We start from the raw sequence: 18,861 nt of genomic DNA, 5'->3' as shown, positions 1-18,861 counted from the left end.
TAGCTGAGACCCGGTCGGCGGAGTAGTGGCATGACGATCGGCTCCGTCTGGCCGGGGCAGATGTCAGTCGATATGGCCGGCGTCAGCACTGCAGGCGGGGCGGGCCGTCTCGGCCGTCGCACTAAGGCGATTGCCGGCAAGCCTGATGCTGCTAGACCCACTGATCGAGGGCGAGCAGGTAAAGTCAGTATCGCGCGGGCACGAAGAGTTCGTTCGGCAGCACAGCCCGGTCATAATCAGGGCTGAAGACGCGATCCGGCAGCGTGATCGACTCGTGCGGGACATCCCCATAGGGGATCTGATCCAGCAAGTGATGGATGCAGTTCAATCGCGCGCGCTTCTTGTCATTGGCCTCGACGATGAACCAGGGCGATTCTGGGATGTTGGTGCGGGCAAAGGTCTCCTCCTTAGCCTTGGTGTAGTCCTCCCAACGCACCCGCGACTGCAGGTCCATCGGGCTCAGCTTCCACTGCTTGAGCGGATCATGGATGCGCATCAAGAACCGCAGCTGCTGCTCTTCATCGGTGATCGAGAACCAGTACTTGACCAGCCGAATCCCGGAGCGCACCAGCATCCGCTCGAACTCCGGGACATCCTGAAAGAACTGCTCGACCTGATCGGGCGTGGCAAACCCCATCACACGCTCAACACCGGAGCGGTTGTACCAAGAGCGATCGAAGAGCACGATCTCACCGCCCGACGGCAGATGCGGCACATAGCGCTGGAAATACCATTGCGTGCGCTCGCGATCACTGGGCTTGGTCAGCGCCACGACCCGACAGACGCGAGGATTCAACCGCTGCGTGATGCGCTTGATCACGCCGCCTTTGCCAGCGGCATCGCGCCCCTCAAAAATGATGGCGATCTTTTCGCCGGTATGCTCCACCCAGTCTTGAAGCTTGATCAGCTCGGCCTGCAGGGCCAGCAAGGCCTTGAAGTAGGTCGCCCGATCCAGCGTTGCTGGATGCCGCTTCTTGTAGATCCGTCTCAGCTCGAGCGATAGCGCAGGCTCTGACAGCTCAAGCTCGTAGTCTTCATCGAGCTCCGCCTCAAGCTCAGCCTTCAACCAATCCATTCCTCCGAGGTCCGCACTGGTGTCGTTCACAGATTGCTCCTGGCTTCGAACATCAGCGCCGCCGCCGGACCGGTCGCAGTCGGGTCGGGCAACAGCGATTGATCAATTTAGAGTGACAGAAGATTGACAGAGGTTGATGACAAAAAGAAGACGACAACATGTCGATCGAGAGGCCGAGGTGGAGAGAGACCATCGCCGCAACAACCCTGCAATCCAAGCGCAAGCCCCCAGTTGCCAGAACCCAGCCTTAGACTAAGGTTACCGTAAAACAAGCGCTTCATCGTCTGGGGTGGCGACGCGCTACGTCCGTTAGCGTCACCAAATGTTCACTGAAACGTTCTAACTTGAACCATAACCTGGTCCATTACCTGATCCACAACACCGCGAGCTCAGGAGATCATCATGGCCGAAGAAAACACCACTGTTTCCACGACCCTCAACCAGGCTCAGCTCGAGAAGATCGACGCCTACTGGCGCGCCTGCTGCTATCTCGCGGCCGGCATGATTTATCTGCGCGACAACCCGCTGCTGCGCGAGCCGCTGCGTGAGGATCATCTGAAGCAACGTCTGCTCGGCCACTGGGGCTCCAGCCCGGGCCTGGCCTTCATGTACGTACACATGAACCGGCTCATCAACACCCATCAGCAAGAAGCGATCTTCCTCGCCGGGCCCGGGCATGGCGCCCCTGGCGTCTTGGCGCCGGTCTATCTGGAAGGCACCTACTCCGAGATCTACCCGAACAAGAGCGAGGACGAGGCCGGCATGCAGGCCTTCTTCAAGCAGTTCTCGTTCCCCGGCGGCATTGGCAGCCACTGCACCCCCGAGACCCCCGGCTCGATCCACGAGGGCGGCGAACTCGGCTATTCGATCTCGCATGCCTTCGGCGCTGCTTTCGATAACCCCGACCTGCTGGTGACGGTCGCGGTCGGCGACGGCGAGGCCGAGACCGGCCCGCTCGCGACGAGCTGGCATTCGGCCAAGTTCCTGAACCCGATCCGCGACGGCGCGGTGCTGCCGATCCTGCATCTCAACGGTTACAAGATCAACAACCCGACCCTGCTCTCGCGCATCCCGAACGAGGAGTTGGCGAGCCTAATGCGCGGCTATGGCTGGACGCCGCACTTCGTCGAGGGCGATGACCCGATGACGATGCACCGGCTGATGGCCGATACGCTGGATAGCTGCTACGCCGAGATCAAGGCGCTGCAAGACGAGGCGCGCAGCTCGGGCAAGGCGACCCGCGGCCATTGGCCGATGATCGTGCTGCGCACCCCCAAGGGCTGGACTGGACCCGAGGAGGTCGACGGCCACAAGGTCGAAGGCTTCTGGCGCGCGCATCAGGTGCCGCTCGCCGGCATGCATAATAATCCGGCACATCTACAGCAGCTCGAAGCCTGGATGCGTAGCTACAAGCCGGAGGAGCTGTTTGACGCGAACGGCCGACTGATCCCTGAGCTCAAGGCCCTCGCGCCCAGCGGCACCCTGCGCATGAGCGCGAATCCGCATGCCAACGGTGGGCTCTTACGCCGGGCGCTACGCCGACCGGACTTCCGCGACTATGCGATCCCGGTCGACAAGCCCGGCACCATCCGGCACATGAACACCAAGCCGATCGGCGCGCTGCTGCGCGACCTGATGGCGAAGAACATGGACAATTTCCGTGTCTTCGGCCCAGACGAGAACAGCTCGAACAAGCTCGACGCGATCTACGAGGTCTCCAAAAAGCTCTGGCTCTGCGACTATAAGGATGAGGATGCCGACGGCGGCGAGCTGTCACCCGACGGCCGCGTGCTCGAGATGCTCTCCGAGCACACCCTCGAGGGCTGGTACGAGGGCTATCTGCTGACCGGCCGCCACGGCTTCTTCGCCACCTACGAGGCCTTCGTCCATGTCATCGACAGCATGTACAACCAGCATGCAAAATGGCTGGCGATCTGCGAGGACATCCCCTGGCGCGCACGCATCTCGTCGCTCAATCTGCTGATCACCTCGACCGTCTGGCGCCAGGATCACAATGGCTTCACCCATCAGGACCCCGGCTTCCTCGACGTGGTGGTGAACAAGAACCCGGAGGTCACGCGCATCTATCTGCCGCCAGACGTCAACAGCCTGCTCTCGACCGTGGATCACTGCCTGCAGAGTCGCGATGACATCAATGTCATCGTCGCCGACAAGCAGAATCATCTGCAATACCTAGACATGGACGCCGCCATCAAGCACTGCACCAAGGGCCTCGGCATCTGGGACTGGGCCAGTAATGATCAGGGTGAGGAGCCGGACGCGGTATTGGTCGGCTGCGGCGATATCCCGACCAAGGAGGCGCTCGCCGCCACCGCGCTGCTGCGCGAGCACTTCGATGATGTCAAGATCCGCTTCATCAACGTCGTCGACCTGTTCCGGATCACCACCCCGAATGAGCATCCGCACGGCCTCACCGATGCCGATTTCGATAGCCTGTTCACCAAGGATCGGCCAGTCATCTTCAACTTCCACGGCTATCCTTGGCTGATCCATCGGTTGGCCTATCGGCGCACCAATCACAAGAACCTGCATGTGCGCGGCTACAAGGAGCGCGGCAACATCAATACGCCGCTGGAGCTGGCGATCGAAAACGAGATCGATCGTTTCACACTGGCGATGGATGTGATCAAGCGCGTGCCGCGGCTGCAAGTAGCAGGCGCGCATGTGATGGAACGACTCAAGGACATGCAGATCGACTGCCGCAACTATGCCCATGAGTACGGCATCGACAAGCCCGAGGTCGACGATTGGGTCTGGCCGTTCTGAAGACGGCTCTAGAACACGGTTCTAGAACACGACTCTAGAGCACGACTCTAGAACACGATTGCACAAGAGGCGCGCAATGAGCACAGCTGACAACCGCTTGGACGAAGAACGCACCCGCACCGGCTTATCAAAGGACGCACTGAACCGCGCCTTCCTCGACAACCTGTTCTATATCCAAGGTCGCTCTCTGGAGGTCGCGACCGACAACAACCTGTATCAGGCCGCCGCCTACACGGTCCGCGATCGGATGCTCGAGCGCTGGATCAAGTCGGCGCGCATCTACAAGGATCAGAGCGCCCGTACCGTCTGCTACCTCTCGGCCGAGTTCCTGCTTGGCCCGCACCTGGCCAACAACATGATCAACCTCGGCATCACCGAAGTGGCGCGCGAGGTCGCCGAGGAGTTGGGGCTCGACTTCGAGCGCATCATCGAGAGCGAGGAGGAGCCGGGCCTCGGCAACGGTGGACTCGGCCGGTTAGCGGCCTGCTACATGGACTCCCTGGCCACGACCCAGATTCCGGCCATCGGCTATGGCATTCGCTATGAGTTCGGCATCTTCGACCAAGTCATCGTCGACGGTTGGCAGGTCGAGAAGGGCGATACCTGGCTGCGTAACGGCAACCCCTGGGAGATCATGCGACCGAAGCTGGCGTTCCCGGTCGGCTTCGGTGGCTATAGCGAGGCCTATACCGACGAGCATGGCGTCCCGCGCCAGCGCTGGCGCCCGAACCTGGTCGTCAACGGCGTCGCCTATGACACCGCCATCATGGGCTATGGCGTCACCAACGTGAATCTGCTCCGGCTGTGGAAATCAGAAGCCCCAGAATCGTTCAATTTTGGCGCCTTCAATGTCGGCGACTATTACGGCGCCGTACATGCCAAGATCGAGGCCGAGACCATCTCCAAGGTGCTCTACCCGAATGACGAGCCGGTGGCCGGCAAGGAGCTACGCCTGAAACAGCAGTTCTTCTTCGTCTCCTGCTCGCTGCAAGACATGATCCGGCTCGAGCTACGCCATACCGGCCATCTGGAGCGTTTCCATCACAAGTACGCGATCCAGCTCAATGATACCCATCCATCGCTGGCCGTCGCCGAGCTGATGCGGCTGCTCCTCGACGATCATCTGATGACCTGGGACCAGGCCTGGGAGATCACCCGCAACAGCTGCCACTTCACCAATCACACGCTGTTACCGGAGGCACTGGAGACCTGGTCGGTCGAGCTCTTCGAGTGCCTACTGCCACGCCATCTGGAGATCATCTACGAGATCAACCGGCGCTTTCTCGATGAGGTGCGGGTGCACTTCCTGGGTGATGACGAGCGCGTTGCACGCATGTCGCTGATCGACGAGCAAGGGGGGCGCCGGGTGCGCATGGCGCATCTCGCCGCGGTCGGCAGCAAGGCCATCAATGGCGTCGCCGAATTGCACACCGAGCTGCTCAAGTCGACGGTGATGAAGGACTTCAATGACCTCTGGCCAGAACGCTTTCACAACGTCACCAATGGGGTGACACCACGGCGGTTCATCGTCGCCAGCAATCCCGAACTCGCCGCGCTGATCACCGAGACCTGTGGCAATGACCGTTGGGTACAGGATCTCGAGTGTCTGCGCGATCTCGAGCCACATGCCGAGGACCACGCCCTGCAGCAACGCTGGCGCGAGGTCAAGACCAACGCCAAGCGCAAGCTCTCGAACTGGCTCGGCGAGCGCACCGGCTTTGCCCCAGACCCCGAGACCCTGTTCGATGTCCAAGCCAAGCGCTTCCATGAGTACAAGCGCCAGCACCTGAATCTGCTGCATATCGTCTGGCTCTATGAGCAGATCAAGCAGCGCCCAAACATCGATCTGACGCCGCGCACCTTCATCTTTGGCGGCAAGGCCGCGCCTGGCTATTTCATGGCCAAGCTGATGATCAAACTGATCAATGCCGTTGGCGAGGTGATCAATACCGATCCCCAGGTCAATGGCTATCTGCGCGTGCTGTTCATGCCCGACTTCAACGTCAAGAACGGGCAACGGCTCTACCCGGCCGCCGATCTTTCCGAGCAGATCTCCTTAGCCGGCAAGGAGGCCTCCGGCACCGGTAACATGAAGTTCTCAATGAATGGCGCGCTCACCATCGGCACCCTGGATGGCGCGAATATCGAGATCCGCGACGAGGTCGGGCATGAGAACTTCTTCCTCTTCGGCATGACGGCGGCCGAGGTGCAGCAACAGCAGGCCGCTGGCTATGAGCCCTGGGAGCTGTATCAGCGCGACGAGCAGCTGCGCGCGGCCGTGGATCTCATCAGTTCTGGCCTGTTCTCGCACGGCGACACCGAGCTGTTCCGCCCACTGACCGAGAACCTGATCCACAGCGACCCATTCATGGTACTGGCCGACTTCAACGACTATCGTGAGCGCCAACAGGAGGTGGACCATGCCTATAAAGACCGGCATCACTGGAATCGGATGTCGATCCTCAACACCACGCGCATGGGCAAGTTCTCGTCTGATCGCTCCATCAAGGAGTATGCCGAGCGAATTTGGCAGGTGACACCCATGTCGGCCGACCTCAGCAGTCCCTTTTGACCAGCGCCAACCATCGATCTTTCAACAATCGAGCTTTCAGGCCAAGATGACTAAGACCACACTGCCTCTCACTCTCCTCCTCATTCTGCTGCTGCTCAGCGTCGCCATGCTGGGCTGCACCCAAGAGACCCAAAACAAGATTGGCCGCTCGCTTCAGAACTGGACGGGCGCCAACGGCGTGCTCGAGGTCTACTCGGGCGGCAAGGTCGTCAAGCGCTTCATCAAGATCGACAAGCTCTCGACAGCCACAGCGACCAGCGGCGGCGACATGAACCGCCCGTATCGTTTTGCCTACGGCGTCCTCGATACCAACCTCAATGGCGAGCAAGACGACAACGAGCGCAAGGTCTATTTCGAGATCAGCGACTACTCGACCAACTACGTTTTCTATGGAGACCCTGGCACCTGATACCGGCTCACAGCAAAGGTCGGTTGACTTCGGCAGCGGCCCACCTAGCCGGCGCAACGATCAGCAAGGCCTCCCGATAGGCTCATTGCCACCTTCTTGCGCCTCGCGTAGCATCCTGCTCGCCAGAGGATGATGTTTGCGCAGCCCTTTGGTCACTGACGAAGCCAATGGATCCCCAACGCCAACCGTAAACTCACTGCAGCGCGTGTTGGTATCTCCTGCGGCTCACGACAAAACACAACAGCGTCTAACGACCCCACAGGAGGAGCTGACCATGATTACAACACGCGCCACTGCCCTAGCTGCACTGCTCGCAACCGGAAGCCTCAGCGCGCACGCTGAGGTCTTCATGAGCGAGGCATGGGCCAAACAGGCCTGCGATGCCTGGAACAAGAGCAGCACCCTGACCGCCGAGCTTGCCGACTGGGCCAAGAATGACGATGGCCGCGGTTTCAAGACGATTCAGATGTATCGGGACAAGTGCGGCCTCGGCAGCAAGGTCGAGTTGAAGATCTCGAACAAAGACGGCAAGGCCATCTGTACCTATGGCGGCGCGGTCACCAACAGTAATCCAGATTACGGTGTCGACTACCTGATGCACGCCACCGACGAAAACTGGACCTGCATGGGCAAAGGCGAGTGCAAAGCGGCGGGCTCGATGATGACCGGCAAGCTCAAGTTCAGCGGCCCGAAGATGGAAGCCATGGGCGTGATGGGACCCTTTAACGCGTTTCTCGCACTGACCGGCAGTGTCGGCGGTGACAAGAGCGCTTGCCCATAAGCACCGCCTCCTCAGAACGGCCAAGGCGACCGGACGCGGATGCGACACCATGCTTCGCCGGTCGCCGCCCAGCCCGGGCCGATACGCCGAATCCTGACCGCGATTCACTTGCGGAGGGCGCATGGAGTACTACGTTTTGCTGGTCGAGAAGAACGGCGACGCAATCGCTCGCGTCATCGGTACATCGCCTTCCTCATCGGCCGCTCGCGAGTTGGCGCAAGCCCTCGACATCAAGCAACACGGACGGATCACGGGGCGGACCTTCTATCTCGACCACGATGCGCTGATTTCCTGGCGGAGTCAGGGGAAGGTCACAGCCATCGGCTCGCTCAGGCCGGAGCTTGAGGTACGAGCGCCTGACTAAGGCGCTTGCCGACGCGGACCCGGCTCAGCATCGTCTTTTGCAAGTTCGTGACCCTTGCGCGTGGGCGTGTCGGCCGAGCCGCTGCCGTCTGCTGGTGCTGTGTTCGCCTGCGAACGCTCGGCATCCTGATGTAAGCGACGTTTTGCACGCCTGAGTCCGAGCCAAGCCGTGCCCACCACCAGCGGTACCGCAATGCCGATACCGAGTGTCGCATTGAACGGCCAGCCGCTCGCCTCGAACCCCTTCAGCAGATAACCGATCAGCCCGACGCCGTAATAGCCGATCGCGACCACCGACAGCCCCTCGACCGTCTCTTGCAACCGCAGCTGAAGCTTGGCGCGCCGGTCCATCGAATCCAACAGGCCACGGTTTTGCTCCTGCAGCTCAACCTCGACTCGAGCGCGCAGCAACGCAGTCAAGCGCGCCGCCCGTTCGGCGAGATGTTGCTGACGTTGGGCGGTTGCGGTGCAGGTGGCGATCGCCGGCGCCAAACGCGCATCAAGGAATTCGGTCAGCGTCTGCACGCCTTGAATGCGCTCTTCGCGCAGCTGCTCGAGCCGCTGTCGCACCACCTGATAGTAGGCTTGCGAGGCATCAAACCGGGTTGCGGTCTCAGCCGCGACCGACTCGATCTCAGCCGCCAGTGCGGTGAGTTCGGCCAGCAGCTCGCGCTCTGGGGGCAGCGTCAGACCCTCGTCAGGGCTCGCGTCATCGCTGTCAGCGGCGTCCAATTGGCCATCGACCATGCGCGCGGCCACGCCTGCCAGGCGCCGCTCCGCATCGCTCAAGAGCAACGCCGCTTCCCGCGCGGCCGGCAGCCCCAGGAGCGCCATCGCGCGATAGGCATTGATCTCGAGCACGCGCTTGATCAGCCGACCCGCCTGCTCATCTGACAGACAGACATCGCGCAGCAGAATATGGCCAAACCCGTCGGCATGAATCCGCAGATCAGACCAGACGAAACCAGCCCCACCGGCGACCTGACCACCCACGACGGGATGATGCCCGAACAGCGTGACCAACTCGTCGAGGCTGCGCTCGGGCATATCGGCTGACTCGAGCGCTAGCTGCACCGCAGTGACCACCTGGCCGGGAAGATTACGCAGCCAGACCTGCGGCAATTCACCCAGTAGGTCGGAGCCAAACGGCTGATCAAACGGGCCCTGACGGCTGAGCGTGTAGGTGACGAATTCGGTATGCCGCTCCCAGCGCAGCCAGAGCCCACCAAGATCGATCGCGAATTGCAGGCCAACCTTGGGTGGCAGCTGAATACCAAAGTGGGAGAGCAATCGCGCCAGATACTGTTGCTGGCGCCCGCTCCCCCGCTCGCCACAGAGATAGGCAAGATGTGCGACCCGAACCGGCGCCTGCATCGGATCGAAGGTGCGGGCATGCAGTTCGGAGGTCACCAGCTCGCGCAGCGGATGCACCGGAAAGGGCAGGCCAGAGCTCTGCGCATAGGGCTCTGGCAGCACGCTTACGATGGGCGTGGCCTTGTCGCGTTTTTCGTCGTCAAGTCTAGTGACCATCAAGGTGTATCTTCTCCGCGTCCTCCTTGAGCAGGTCGGCAAATCGTTTTACCAGTTTAGGACGTTCTAGCAACAACCGCAGCGAATGTTTGCGCGAGCTCTTGACCAGCGCCGAGGGATCGAAGTAGGCCTTAGCATTCTCAACCGAGAGCACGAAGGGCGGCTTGCCGTCGTTGGCGAGTATCCAGCTCATCACCAGCGAGCCGGTGCGATGGTTGCCCTCGATGAACAACTGCGGCTGACTCAAGATATGAATGTAGGTACTCGCGGCCCGACGCCGAGCAGGTGCGCCGTTAAGACCTCGCACCCAGTTGACTAAGGATTCGACCCCGCCGTCGGTGGCCGCGTAGAAGTGTTCTTCGGTCGCCTCGAGCTGCGAGCTGCACTCGGGCCGCAGCGCGGCATCGAGCCCACAGAGTACCCGAACATTGAGTTCAAGCAGCAGCGACGAGTGCCCGGTCGCGAATAGATCCACCCCATCGGCAAGGTAGGCATCGACCAGCTCGTAGCCAAGCAGCATGCGCTCGAGGACGGCGTTGCCGAGTGGATCACGCGGCGTATCCAGGGTCGCGTTGATCCGCTCGAAGTCCGCCTGCACAGCGCGCAGTGAGGCCTCTATGGCATCAAGATTCAGTCGTCTCGCCTTCGGCATCGAGATCCATTTGCAAAACTAAAGCAAAAGCCCTGCCTTGCCAGGGAAGCCGAAGGCTCCCACAGCGTGGCATTATTGGAGGCTGAGGTGCCTAACAGCTGCCGAGCAAAGCCGCTGCCGATCAGCTGAATTCGCCGGAAACGTATTCCTTCGTCAGCTGGGCCTGCGGGTCCTCGAAGACCTGGCGCGTCTCGCCCATCTCGACCAGATAGCCGGTGCGCCCACCCTGAGAAATGTCGACCGAGAAGAAGGCCGTGGTGTCGGCGACACGCGTGGCTTGCTGCATGTTATGGGTCACCAGCGCCACCGAGTAGTTTTCCTTCAGCTCCAGCATCAGCTCCTCGACCTGACGCGTCGCGATGGGGTCCAGCGCCGAGCAGGGCTCGTCCATCAACAGCACATCAGGCTCGGTGGCCACGGCACGCGCAATACAGAGACGCTGCTGCTGGCCGCCGGACAATGACAGGCCGCTGTTCTTCAGCTTGTCCTTGACCTCGGTCCAGAGCGCCGCGCTACGCAAGGCCTTCTCGACCCGCTCGTCCATGTTGCCCTTGTAACGATTCAGGCGCAGGCCGAAGGCGACGTTGTCGTAAATGCTCATCGAGAAGGGGTTCGGCTGCTGGAACACCATGCCGATATAGCGCCGCACCAAGACCGGGTCGATTGACTTATCGTAGATGTCTTGACCGTGGTAGGTCACGCTGCCCTCAAAGCGGAAGATCGGGATCAGATCGTTCATCCGGTTGAGGCTGCGCAGTACGGTACTCTTGCCGCAGCCAGACGGCCCGATAAAGCCAGTGATCTTGTTCTTCTCGATCGGCACGATGCTGTTGCGCACGGCCAGGAAGTCGCCGTAGAAGATCTTCTGCAAGCGACAGTCCATCACCGTGTCTTTCGGGTCGACCGACCAGGCCGCAGCCTGGCTGGTCTCTGCTTCTGCAATCGCGTTCATGTCGGAGTTACCTCATCAATCGAAATCAAAACTTCTGCCGGCCGAGAACGCGGGCCAGAATGTTGAACACCAGGATTATCAGCACCAGCACCAACGAGGCCGTCCACGCCAGCTCGATCTGGTTGTCATAGGGCATGCCCGAGAAGTTGTAGATCAAGATCGACAGCGACGAGGTAGGCTCACTCAATCCTTCCCAACCATTGATGAAATAGGTACTGAACAAGGCGGTAAAGAGCAGCGGGGCCGACTCGCCTGCAGCACCGGCCACCGCCAGGAGCACACCGGTCATCACGCCCGGAATACCGGTCGGTAAGGTCACCTTGCTGATGACCTGCGCTCGGGTGCAACCCATACCGTAGGCAGCATCCTTCATCTTCTGCGGCACCTGCTTCAGCGCCTCCTCGGCGGTCAGGATCACCGTTGGTAGCATCAGCACCGCCAGCGCGATACCACCGGCCCAGGCCGAATAGCTCTTCATCGCCACCACCAGGGCCGCATAGACAAAGACACCGGCGAGGATCGACGGAAAGCCGGTTAGTACCTTGGCTAGGAATCGCGCGGTATGCGCCAACTTGGTATGCGGGTCGATCTCAGCCAGGTAGATAGCGGCGAGAATACCGATCGGGATGCTGATGGCAGCGCCGATGCCAACCATCACGCCGGTACCGACGATCGCCGGGCCGATACCGCCGCCGACCTCGAATGCCGACGGTGGCAGCTCGGTCAGGGTCTCCCAGTTGATGCGGGCGCCACCCTTGGCGATCAGCATGTAGAGCACCGAGAACAAGGGAAACGCGGCCAGGATGGCAAGCAACCAGGTGATGCCAGTATAGATGCGGCTCTTGAGGCCACGGCCCTCGAGCACCGAGCCCTTGAGCTGCGGCATCGACGCGAGATCCTGCTCGAGGATCGCTTGGCTAATGTTACCGGTCATGGCCTATCTCCCCTCAAACTTGCGCGTTGCGGCCTTCATGATCCAGAGGCCGAAGATGTTCACCAGCAGCGTGATAGCGAGCAGCGCGATGGCCGCATACATCAGCGCCTGCACCTCAATCGGCCCTGCCTCCGGGAAGCTGGAGGCGAGCAGCGATGCCAATGTGTTGGCCGGCGCGAACAATGACAGGCTGATCTGGTTGGAGTTACCGATCAGCATGGCCAGCGCCATGGTCTCGCCAAGCGCGCGCCCGAAGCCAAGCACCAGCGCCGCAAGGATGCCGCTCGAAGCGCTCGGCAGCATCACCTTCAGGATCGCCTCCCAACGCGTGGTGCCCATGCCATAAGCGGCTTCCTTGACCTTATAGGGCACGCGCTTGAAGGCATCGACCGAGATCGCCGCCACGGTCGGCAGGATCATCACCGCGAGTACCAGCGCGGCCGGCGCCATGCCAGGGCCGCTCAGCGAGGTGCCGAAGAACGGGAACCAGCCGAGCGTGTCGTGCAGCCAATTGGCCCCAGGCCGAATCAGCGGAATCAGCACGTAGATGCCCCAGAGGCCATAGACCACCGAGGGGATCGCGGCCAGCATCTCGACGATGGTGCGAAAGACATTGGAGACGCGATGGTCAAGAAAATCTTGGGTCAGAAAGATGGCGATCGCCACGCCCAAGATGCCACCGAGCAGCAAGGCCAAGAGTGAGCTATAGAGCGTGCCCCAGATCTCGGGCAGGATGCCAAATTGCTTGGCCTGGACATCCCAGGTGGTGCTGTAAATGAATTCGGGGCCAAACTCGAGCATCGCCGGAAAGGCCTGGCGACCGAGCTCGAAGACGATGTAGGCCACCAGCAGCAGGATGACCGCGGCCGCGCCCCAAACCACCCCTCGGAGCAGTTTGTCCGCTCCGTAGTCGACAGCCGAGGGCGGCCCGCTGACCTTGGTGACAACATGAGCGAAAGGATTGGAAGCCATAGCAAGTGCGCCGTTCTTGAGATCGCCAACGCTGGCGAAGCTGAGCGATAGGGAAGCGACAAGGAAGCGATAAGGAAGCGTCAAGGAATCGATAAGGATCAGGCCAACAAGCTGCCGGTGAACGGCGCGACCTCCGATCGCACCGACCCCAGCTTTGCCTCAGTCAGGCTTCAGCCGCAGCGTTATTTGCTGCTGCCGACCAGCTTCATAGCCTCTTCAACCTTGGCCTTGACGTTCTCCGGCAGCGGAATGAAGCCCATCTTGGTGGCGTCCTTTTGGCCTTCGGTCAGGCCATACTCGATGAAGTCACGCAGCACCTTGGCATTCTCTTGATCCTGGTTCTGATACATCAGCATCCAGGTGAAGGTCGCGATAGGATAGGCCTGCTCACCCGCCGGATCTTCAACCCAAACGCGCAGATCAGGCGTACCCGGATATCCCGGCAGATCAGTTGTCGGGAACTCGGCGCTCGCCAGTGCCGCTGCTCCAGTCTCCTCGCCCGGCTTGACGAAATTGCCGGCCTTGTTCTGCAAGATCGCCATCGGCTGCTTCGTCGCCTCGGCATAACCGTACTCGATGTATCCGATCGCACCTGGCGTCTGCTTGATCATCGCCGTCACGCCGTCGTTCTTCGGCGCGCCGACAAAGCTCTTTGGCCAGTTCACGCTCTTGCCGTGACCGACCTGGCTCTTGAACTCATCGCTAATGGCGGCGAGGTGACCCGTAAAGACATAGGTGGTGCCTGAAGAGTCAGAGCGACGCACGACAGTGATCTTGTCATCGGGCAACTCCACGTCCGGATTCGCCTTGGCAATGCGCTCATCCGACCAATTGTCGAGCTTGCCGGTGAAGATATCGATGAACACATCCCGCGGCAGCTTCAGCTCCGGGTTGCCGGGCAGATTGTACGAAAGGACGACCTCACCGGCGGTCATCGGCAGCAGGACCACGCCTTTATCCGTCGGCACCTTGCTGATCTCGTCGTCGTTCATGGCGGCATCGCTGGCCGCGAAATCGACGGTTTCGGCAATAAACGCCTGAATGCCTGCACCACTACCGACCGCCTGGTACTGGACGCGCACGCCCTTGTTCTGTTTGCTGAAGTCCTTCGCCCACTTGGCATAGAGCGGGAACGGAAAGCTGGCGCCGGAGCCATTCACGGTGGTGTCGGCGCTGACCGCCGCAGAGAAGGCGAACGTCGAGAGACAGCCGGCAAGTGCCGCTGTCTTCAGTGCATGCAGAAGCGTCATGGCGGGAGAACTCCTAAAGATCATGGTGCGTAGAAGGGTGGCCCAAACTCAGGCCAGCGCTATTGTGACGACCGCATACTGCCATTCTGTGAATTTTTCGTGACCAACCGATGCCAGACGAGACCGCCTTGAGGTTTCCCCGACTGGGAGGTTTGCCGACTGGCACGGCGGCGGTGTCAATGGCGACGCCCAGGGCGGTCGACCTGAAAATTCTTCGACGGGTCGACCTGATCATAGACCGAAAAGCGTGAAAACAGGGTCATGGAGGAGCCGTCCATGGCCGTTAACGCGCAGAGCCCCATATCGAGATCGCGAAAGTAGAAGGTCACGCCGAGCAGATGTCCGAAGGTAAAGCCGCCATGGGCAAACCCGTACTGTTTGAGTCCGGCCAAGGTCATGGTGCGCGGCTTGATCTCGGTGTCTGGCGCCATGCGCTGTCGGAGAACCTCCAGCACCCCGTAGAAGCGTGACTCGATCTGCTCGTCCCTGAGCTTCTTGCCCTTGGCAAGAAAGGCTGGGTCATCGACCAGGGCATCAAAGAAGTAGGTCATCGGCTCGGAAAATTCCTCGGCATTCACCAGCAGGGTCTTCAGGTGAGCGATCTTGCCGGCAAGGTTGGTTGGCTGCTTCATCGATGCGGTCTCCAAGGCTGACGAGAGGGTGGCTATGGCGAATGGCGAATGGCGACTGGCGACTGGCGACTGGCTTTCTGGCTAGCATGATGCCAGCATCCCGGTGAAGGTTGCAGCCGCTGTTCCACCAGGCATTGCTGCACCCAGAGGTGTGCTGTGCGAAGATTCGGTTCTCACCTTATCAGTCTGCTGTTCTGCTCTTCCTTGTCGCTGTGTCCCAAAACCTGACCGCCTCTTCCTCGGATGCGCCCTCGGCGCTCACCGCCATGCCTCCAGATGGCCTCACAGATGCTCTAACCGAGGATGCGCGAGCGCCATCGCCGCTCGCACCGCCCTTGCCGCAGCGCCAAGGCGAACGGCTGTTGTGGGGGAAACTCTATGGCGCTGCTTCAGCGCTGGCCATTGCCGAAGCCGCCCGCAAAGCACGGGCTCCGCTGCTCTGCGTGGTCGCGGATATGCCGGCGGCGGTTCAGCTCAGCGAGGCGCTGCGCTTCTTCCTCGATGAACACGACATCAGCGCAAACAATGCGTTGGCAAACGCCGGCACGGGCGCTAACGCCGGCAAGCCGAGTGCCGAGCGGGCTCGCGGCCAAGCCGTGCCAGTGCTCAGCTTTCCAGATTGGGAGACGCTGCCTTATGACGTCTTCTCACCACTGCCGGAGCTGGTCTCGGAACGGCTGCTGACCCTGCACCGACTGCCGCAGCTCAAACGTGGAGTGCTCGTGGTACCGGTCGCGACGCTGATGCAACGCCTGCCGCCACCGGACTTCGTCGACGGCCAGTCGCTGGTGTTAGCGGCCGGTGATCGGCTGGATCTCGATCGTACCCGCGAGCGCCTCACCCGAGCTGGTTATCAGTACGTCTCGCAGGTCATCACCCATGGCGAATTCGCGGTGCGTGGCGCGCTGCTCGACATCTTCCCGATGGGCAGCCGAGAGCCACTGCGTATCGATCTCTTCGACGACGAGGTCGAGTCGATCCGCACCTTCGATCCAGACAGCCAGCGCTCGATCGCCAAGCTCGAGCAGGTGCGCCTGCTGCCGGCGCGCGAGTATCCGTTCACCGAGGAGGCGATCGCCGGCTTCCGCCAACGCTGGCGTGCCAGCATCGACGCCGACCCCAAGGCCAGCCTGATCTACCGCGAGGTCTCCGAGGGCCGGGCGCCGGGCGGGCTCGAATACTACTTGCCGCTGTTCTTCGAACAGACCGCGACCCTGTTCGACTATCTGCCCACGGGCGCGCTACTGTTCGAGCCAGAAGGCGCGCGCGAGGCGGCCGAAGCCCGTTTTGAGGATATCGGCACCCGCTACGAGCAGCGCCGCCACGATATCGAGCGGCCGCTGCTGCCCCCTCAGCGACTCTATCTGAGTCCGGACGAGCTTGCTGGCCAGCTCAATGCGCTGCCCGGCGTGCGCTGGCAGAGTGCCGAATGGGCCGAGCGACGCAAGGGCTTTGCGCAAGTGCACAACTTTGCCACCGGGCGACCGCCAGCGCTGGCGATTCAGGCCCGCGCTGCTGATCCGGCTGCGGCGCTGAAGGCCTTTGTCCAGGATGCTGCCGAGCGCCGTATCCTCTTCGTCGCCGAGAGCACGGGCCGGCGCGAGATGCTGATCGACAACCTGCGTGGCTTTGGCATCCAGCCAACCGCGGTCGACGACTGGCGCGACTTCCTCAGTGGCACAGCGTCGCTTGCCGTCACCGTTGCCCCGCTCGAAGAGCCGCTGCTGCTGCCAGGCATGCCCCCCGCCAGCGCCGAGCAAGACTCCAAGCAAGATCCCGATCTAGGCCCCCAGCAGCCTGCGCTCGTCCTGCTCACCGAGACCCAGCTCTATGGCGAGCGCGTGCGTCAGGAGCGCCGGCGCAAGCGTCGCGAGCGCGATGGCGAGGCGGTGGTGCGCAACCTCACCGAGCTGGTCGCTGGCGCCCCGGTGGTGCATGAGGAGCACGGCGTTGGCCGCTTCCTCGGTCTGCAGACGATCGCTGTCGGGGGCACCGCAGCCGAATTCCTCGCCCTCGAATACGCCAAGGGCGACAAACTCTATGTGCCGGTCAGCTCGCTGCACCTGATCTCGCGCTACACCGGCGCCGAGCCCGAGCATGCGCCGCTGCATCGGCTTGGCAGCGATCAATGGGAGCGCGCCAAGCGCAAGGCGGCCGAAAAGGTGCGCGACGTCGCCGCCGAGCTGCTCGACATCTACGCCCGCCGCGCCGCGCGCCAAGGCGTTTCCTTCCCGACCCCAGGGCCGGAGTACGACGCTTTCGCCACCGCCTTCGCCTTCGAGGAAACCCCCGACCAGCAACGCGCCATCGAGGCCATCCTCACCGACATGGCCGACCCCAAGCCGATGGACCGGGTGGTCTGCGGCGATGTCGGTTTCGGCAAGACCGAGGTCGCGATGCGCGCCGCCTTCGTTGCTGTCAACGCCGGCAAGCAGGTCGCGCTGCTGGTACCGACCACCCTGCTCGCCCAGCAGCACTTTCAGAACCTCTCCGATCGCTTCGCCGACTGGCCGATCAAGGTCGAGAGCCTGTCGCGCTTCAAGAGCACCAAGGAGGTCAAGACGATCATGGATGGACTCGCCGCTGGCACCATCGATATCGTCGTCGGCACCCACAAGCTGTTGCAGCCGTCGGTCAAGTTCAAGAACTTAGGACTCGCGATCATCGACGAGGAGCACCGCTTTGGCGTCCGCCACAAGGAGCAGCTGAAGAGCCTGCGCGCCGAGGTCGACGTGCTCACCCTCACCGCGACACCGATCCCGCGCACGCTCAACATGGCGATGGCCGGGATGCGCGATCTCAGCATCATCGCCACCCCACCGGTCGAGCGCCATCCGATCAAGACCTTCGTCTCCACTTGGAACGATGCGCTGATCCGCGAGGCCTGCCAGCGTGAGATCAACCGCGGCGGCCAGGTCTACTTCCTGCACAACGAGGTCGAGACCATCGAGAATATGGCGCAGAAACTGGAAGCATTGGTGCCCGAGGCGCGGGTCGAGGTCGCCCACGGTCAGATGCGCGAGAAGGAACTCGAGCGGGTCATGCGCGACTTCTACCATAGGCGCTTCAACCTGCTGGTCTGCACGACGATCATTGAATCCGGCATCGACGTGCCGAGTGCCAACACCATTGTCATCCACCGCGCCGACAAGCTCGGCTTAGCGCAGTTGCACCAGCTGCGCGGACGGGTCGGCCGCTCGCACCATCGCGCCTATGCCTATCTGATCACCCCGCCGCCGAAGAGCATGACCGCCGATGCGAAGAAGCGGCTGGAGGCGATCGAGTCCCTGGAAGACCTGGGCGCCGGTTTCACGCTGGCCACCCATGATCTGGAGATCCGCGGGGCGGGTGAGCTGCTCGGCGAGGAGCAATCCGGCCAGATCCACGAAATCGGCTTCACCCTCTACATGGACCTGCTCGAGCGCGCGGTCGAGGCGCTCAAATCCGGCAAGACCCCGGAGCTGGACCGCCCGCTCGACCACGGCGCCGAGATCGATCTCGGCCTCCCTGCCCTGCTGCCGGACGACTACCTGCCCGATGTCCACACCCGGCTAGTCACCTACAAGCGCATCGCCAGCGCCGCCGACCGTGCCGAGCTGAAAGATCTGCAAGTCGAGATGATCGACCGCTTCGGCCTACTGCCTGAGCCCACCAAGACCCTGTTCGCGGTCACGGAGCTGAAGCTCAAGGTCCAGCCTTATGGCATCAAGAAGATCGAGGCCGGCCCTAAGGGCGGGCGCATCGTCTTCGGCGAGCAGCCGAATATCGATCACATGAAGTTGATCCAGCTGGTGCAATCACGGCCCAAGGACTTCAAGCTGGATCAGGCTGCGGGGGCGCTGCGGTTCACGATGGAGATGACTGATCCGGCCAAGCGGGTGGATCAGGTCAGTACGGTGGTGGCGCGGTTGACCGGGTAACGGGCGATCTTATCTGAACATCGACCGAAGAC

Annotated in this window: 14 protein-coding genes; 6 read left to right on the top strand and 8 right to left on the bottom strand. The window is 61.7% G+C overall.

What is annotated here, in order from left to right:
* Positions 1-184: 184 nt before the first annotated feature.
* Positions 185-1,075 (bottom strand): polyphosphate kinase 2, encoded by an 891-nt coding sequence (ppk2, locus tag CKO42_RS13595; protein WP_200244903.1) that lies wholly within the window; start codon positions 1,073-1,075, stop codon positions 185-187.
* A gap of 402 nt (positions 1,076-1,477) precedes the next feature.
* On the opposite strand from ppk2, the gene CKO42_RS13590 reads away from it, so the two are divergent.
* From CKO42_RS13590 to CKO42_RS13570, 5 genes are all read left to right on the top strand, one after another.
* A complete protein-coding gene (locus tag CKO42_RS13590) occupies positions 1,478-3,862 on the top strand; it encodes a phosphoketolase family protein (RefSeq protein ID WP_200244859.1) in 2,385 nt (794 codons plus the stop codon).
* Positions 3,863-3,938: 76 nt separating this feature from the next.
* Complete coding sequence (locus tag CKO42_RS13585; RefSeq protein ID WP_200244858.1) at positions 3,939-6,434, top strand: glycogen/starch/alpha-glucan phosphorylase; 2,496 nt, start codon at positions 3,939-3,941, stop codon at positions 6,432-6,434.
* A gap of 46 nt (positions 6,435-6,480) precedes the next feature.
* A complete protein-coding gene (locus CKO42_RS13580) occupies positions 6,481-6,843 on the top strand; it encodes a hypothetical protein (RefSeq protein ID WP_200244857.1) in 363 nt (120 codons plus the stop codon).
* Between the two features lie 274 nt (positions 6,844-7,117).
* Positions 7,118-7,624: an SCP2 sterol-binding domain-containing protein gene (locus CKO42_RS13575; protein WP_200244856.1), complete on the top strand. Its 507-nt coding sequence runs from the start codon at positions 7,118-7,120 to the stop codon at positions 7,622-7,624.
* Positions 7,625-7,745: 121 nt separating this feature from the next.
* The gene (locus CKO42_RS13570) at positions 7,746-7,988 is read left to right on the top strand and encodes a hypothetical protein (protein WP_200244855.1); all 243 of its coding nucleotides are present in this window, start codon (positions 7,746-7,748) and stop codon (positions 7,986-7,988) included.
* Here the strand turns inward: CKO42_RS13570 and CKO42_RS13565 are convergent.
* The 7 genes from CKO42_RS13565 to CKO42_RS13535 form a co-directional block, all read right to left on the bottom strand.
* The gene (locus CKO42_RS13565; RefSeq protein WP_200244853.1) at positions 7,985-9,517 is read right to left on the bottom strand and encodes a DUF3422 family protein; all 1,533 of its coding nucleotides are present in this window, start codon (positions 9,515-9,517) and stop codon (positions 7,985-7,987) included. The genes CKO42_RS13570 and CKO42_RS13565 overlap by 4 nt on opposite strands.
* Positions 9,507-10,169 carry a hypothetical protein gene (locus CKO42_RS13560; RefSeq protein WP_200244851.1) on the bottom strand — a complete coding sequence of 221 codons (663 nt, stop codon included), beginning with the start codon at positions 10,167-10,169 and terminating at the stop codon, positions 9,507-9,509. Before CKO42_RS13560 ends, CKO42_RS13565 begins: the two co-directional genes overlap by 11 nt.
* Positions 10,170-10,290: 121 nt before the next feature.
* A complete protein-coding gene (pstB, locus tag CKO42_RS13555) occupies positions 10,291-11,121 on the bottom strand; it encodes a phosphate ABC transporter ATP-binding protein PstB (RefSeq protein ID WP_200244850.1) in 831 nt (276 codons plus the stop codon).
* A 25-nt stretch (positions 11,122-11,146) separates the two neighbouring features.
* Positions 11,147-12,055, bottom strand: a complete 909-nt coding sequence (gene pstA / locus CKO42_RS13550; protein WP_200244848.1) for a phosphate ABC transporter permease PstA — start codon at positions 12,053-12,055, stop codon at positions 11,147-11,149.
* Between the two features lie 3 nt (positions 12,056-12,058).
* Positions 12,059-13,027, bottom strand: a complete 969-nt coding sequence (gene pstC, locus CKO42_RS13545) for a phosphate ABC transporter permease subunit PstC (protein ID WP_200244847.1) — start codon at positions 13,025-13,027, stop codon at positions 12,059-12,061.
* 182 nt (positions 13,028-13,209) lie between these two features.
* On the bottom strand, positions 13,210-14,277 hold the full coding sequence (gene pstS, locus CKO42_RS13540) for a phosphate ABC transporter substrate-binding protein PstS (protein WP_200244846.1): 1,068 nt from the start codon (positions 14,275-14,277) through the stop codon (positions 13,210-13,212).
* A 176-nt stretch (positions 14,278-14,453) separates the two neighbouring features.
* Positions 14,454-14,909, bottom strand: a complete 456-nt coding sequence (locus CKO42_RS13535) for a hypothetical protein (protein ID WP_200244842.1) — start codon at positions 14,907-14,909, stop codon at positions 14,454-14,456.
* A 266-nt stretch (positions 14,910-15,175) separates the two neighbouring features.
* Between CKO42_RS13535 and mfd the strand changes: the two genes are divergently transcribed.
* Positions 15,176-18,829: a transcription-repair coupling factor gene (mfd, locus tag CKO42_RS13530; RefSeq protein ID WP_200244841.1), complete on the top strand. Its 3,654-nt coding sequence runs from the start codon at positions 15,176-15,178 to the stop codon at positions 18,827-18,829.
* Positions 18,830-18,861: the final 32 nt, after the last annotated feature.

The sequence above is a fragment of the Lamprobacter modestohalophilus genome (genome assembly GCF_016583905.1).
GTDB lineage: Bacteria > Pseudomonadota > Gammaproteobacteria > Chromatiales > Chromatiaceae > Lamprobacter > Lamprobacter modestohalophilus.
Note: the sequence above shows the minus strand (reverse complement) of the source record. Positions and strands in the feature narration are given on the sequence as shown.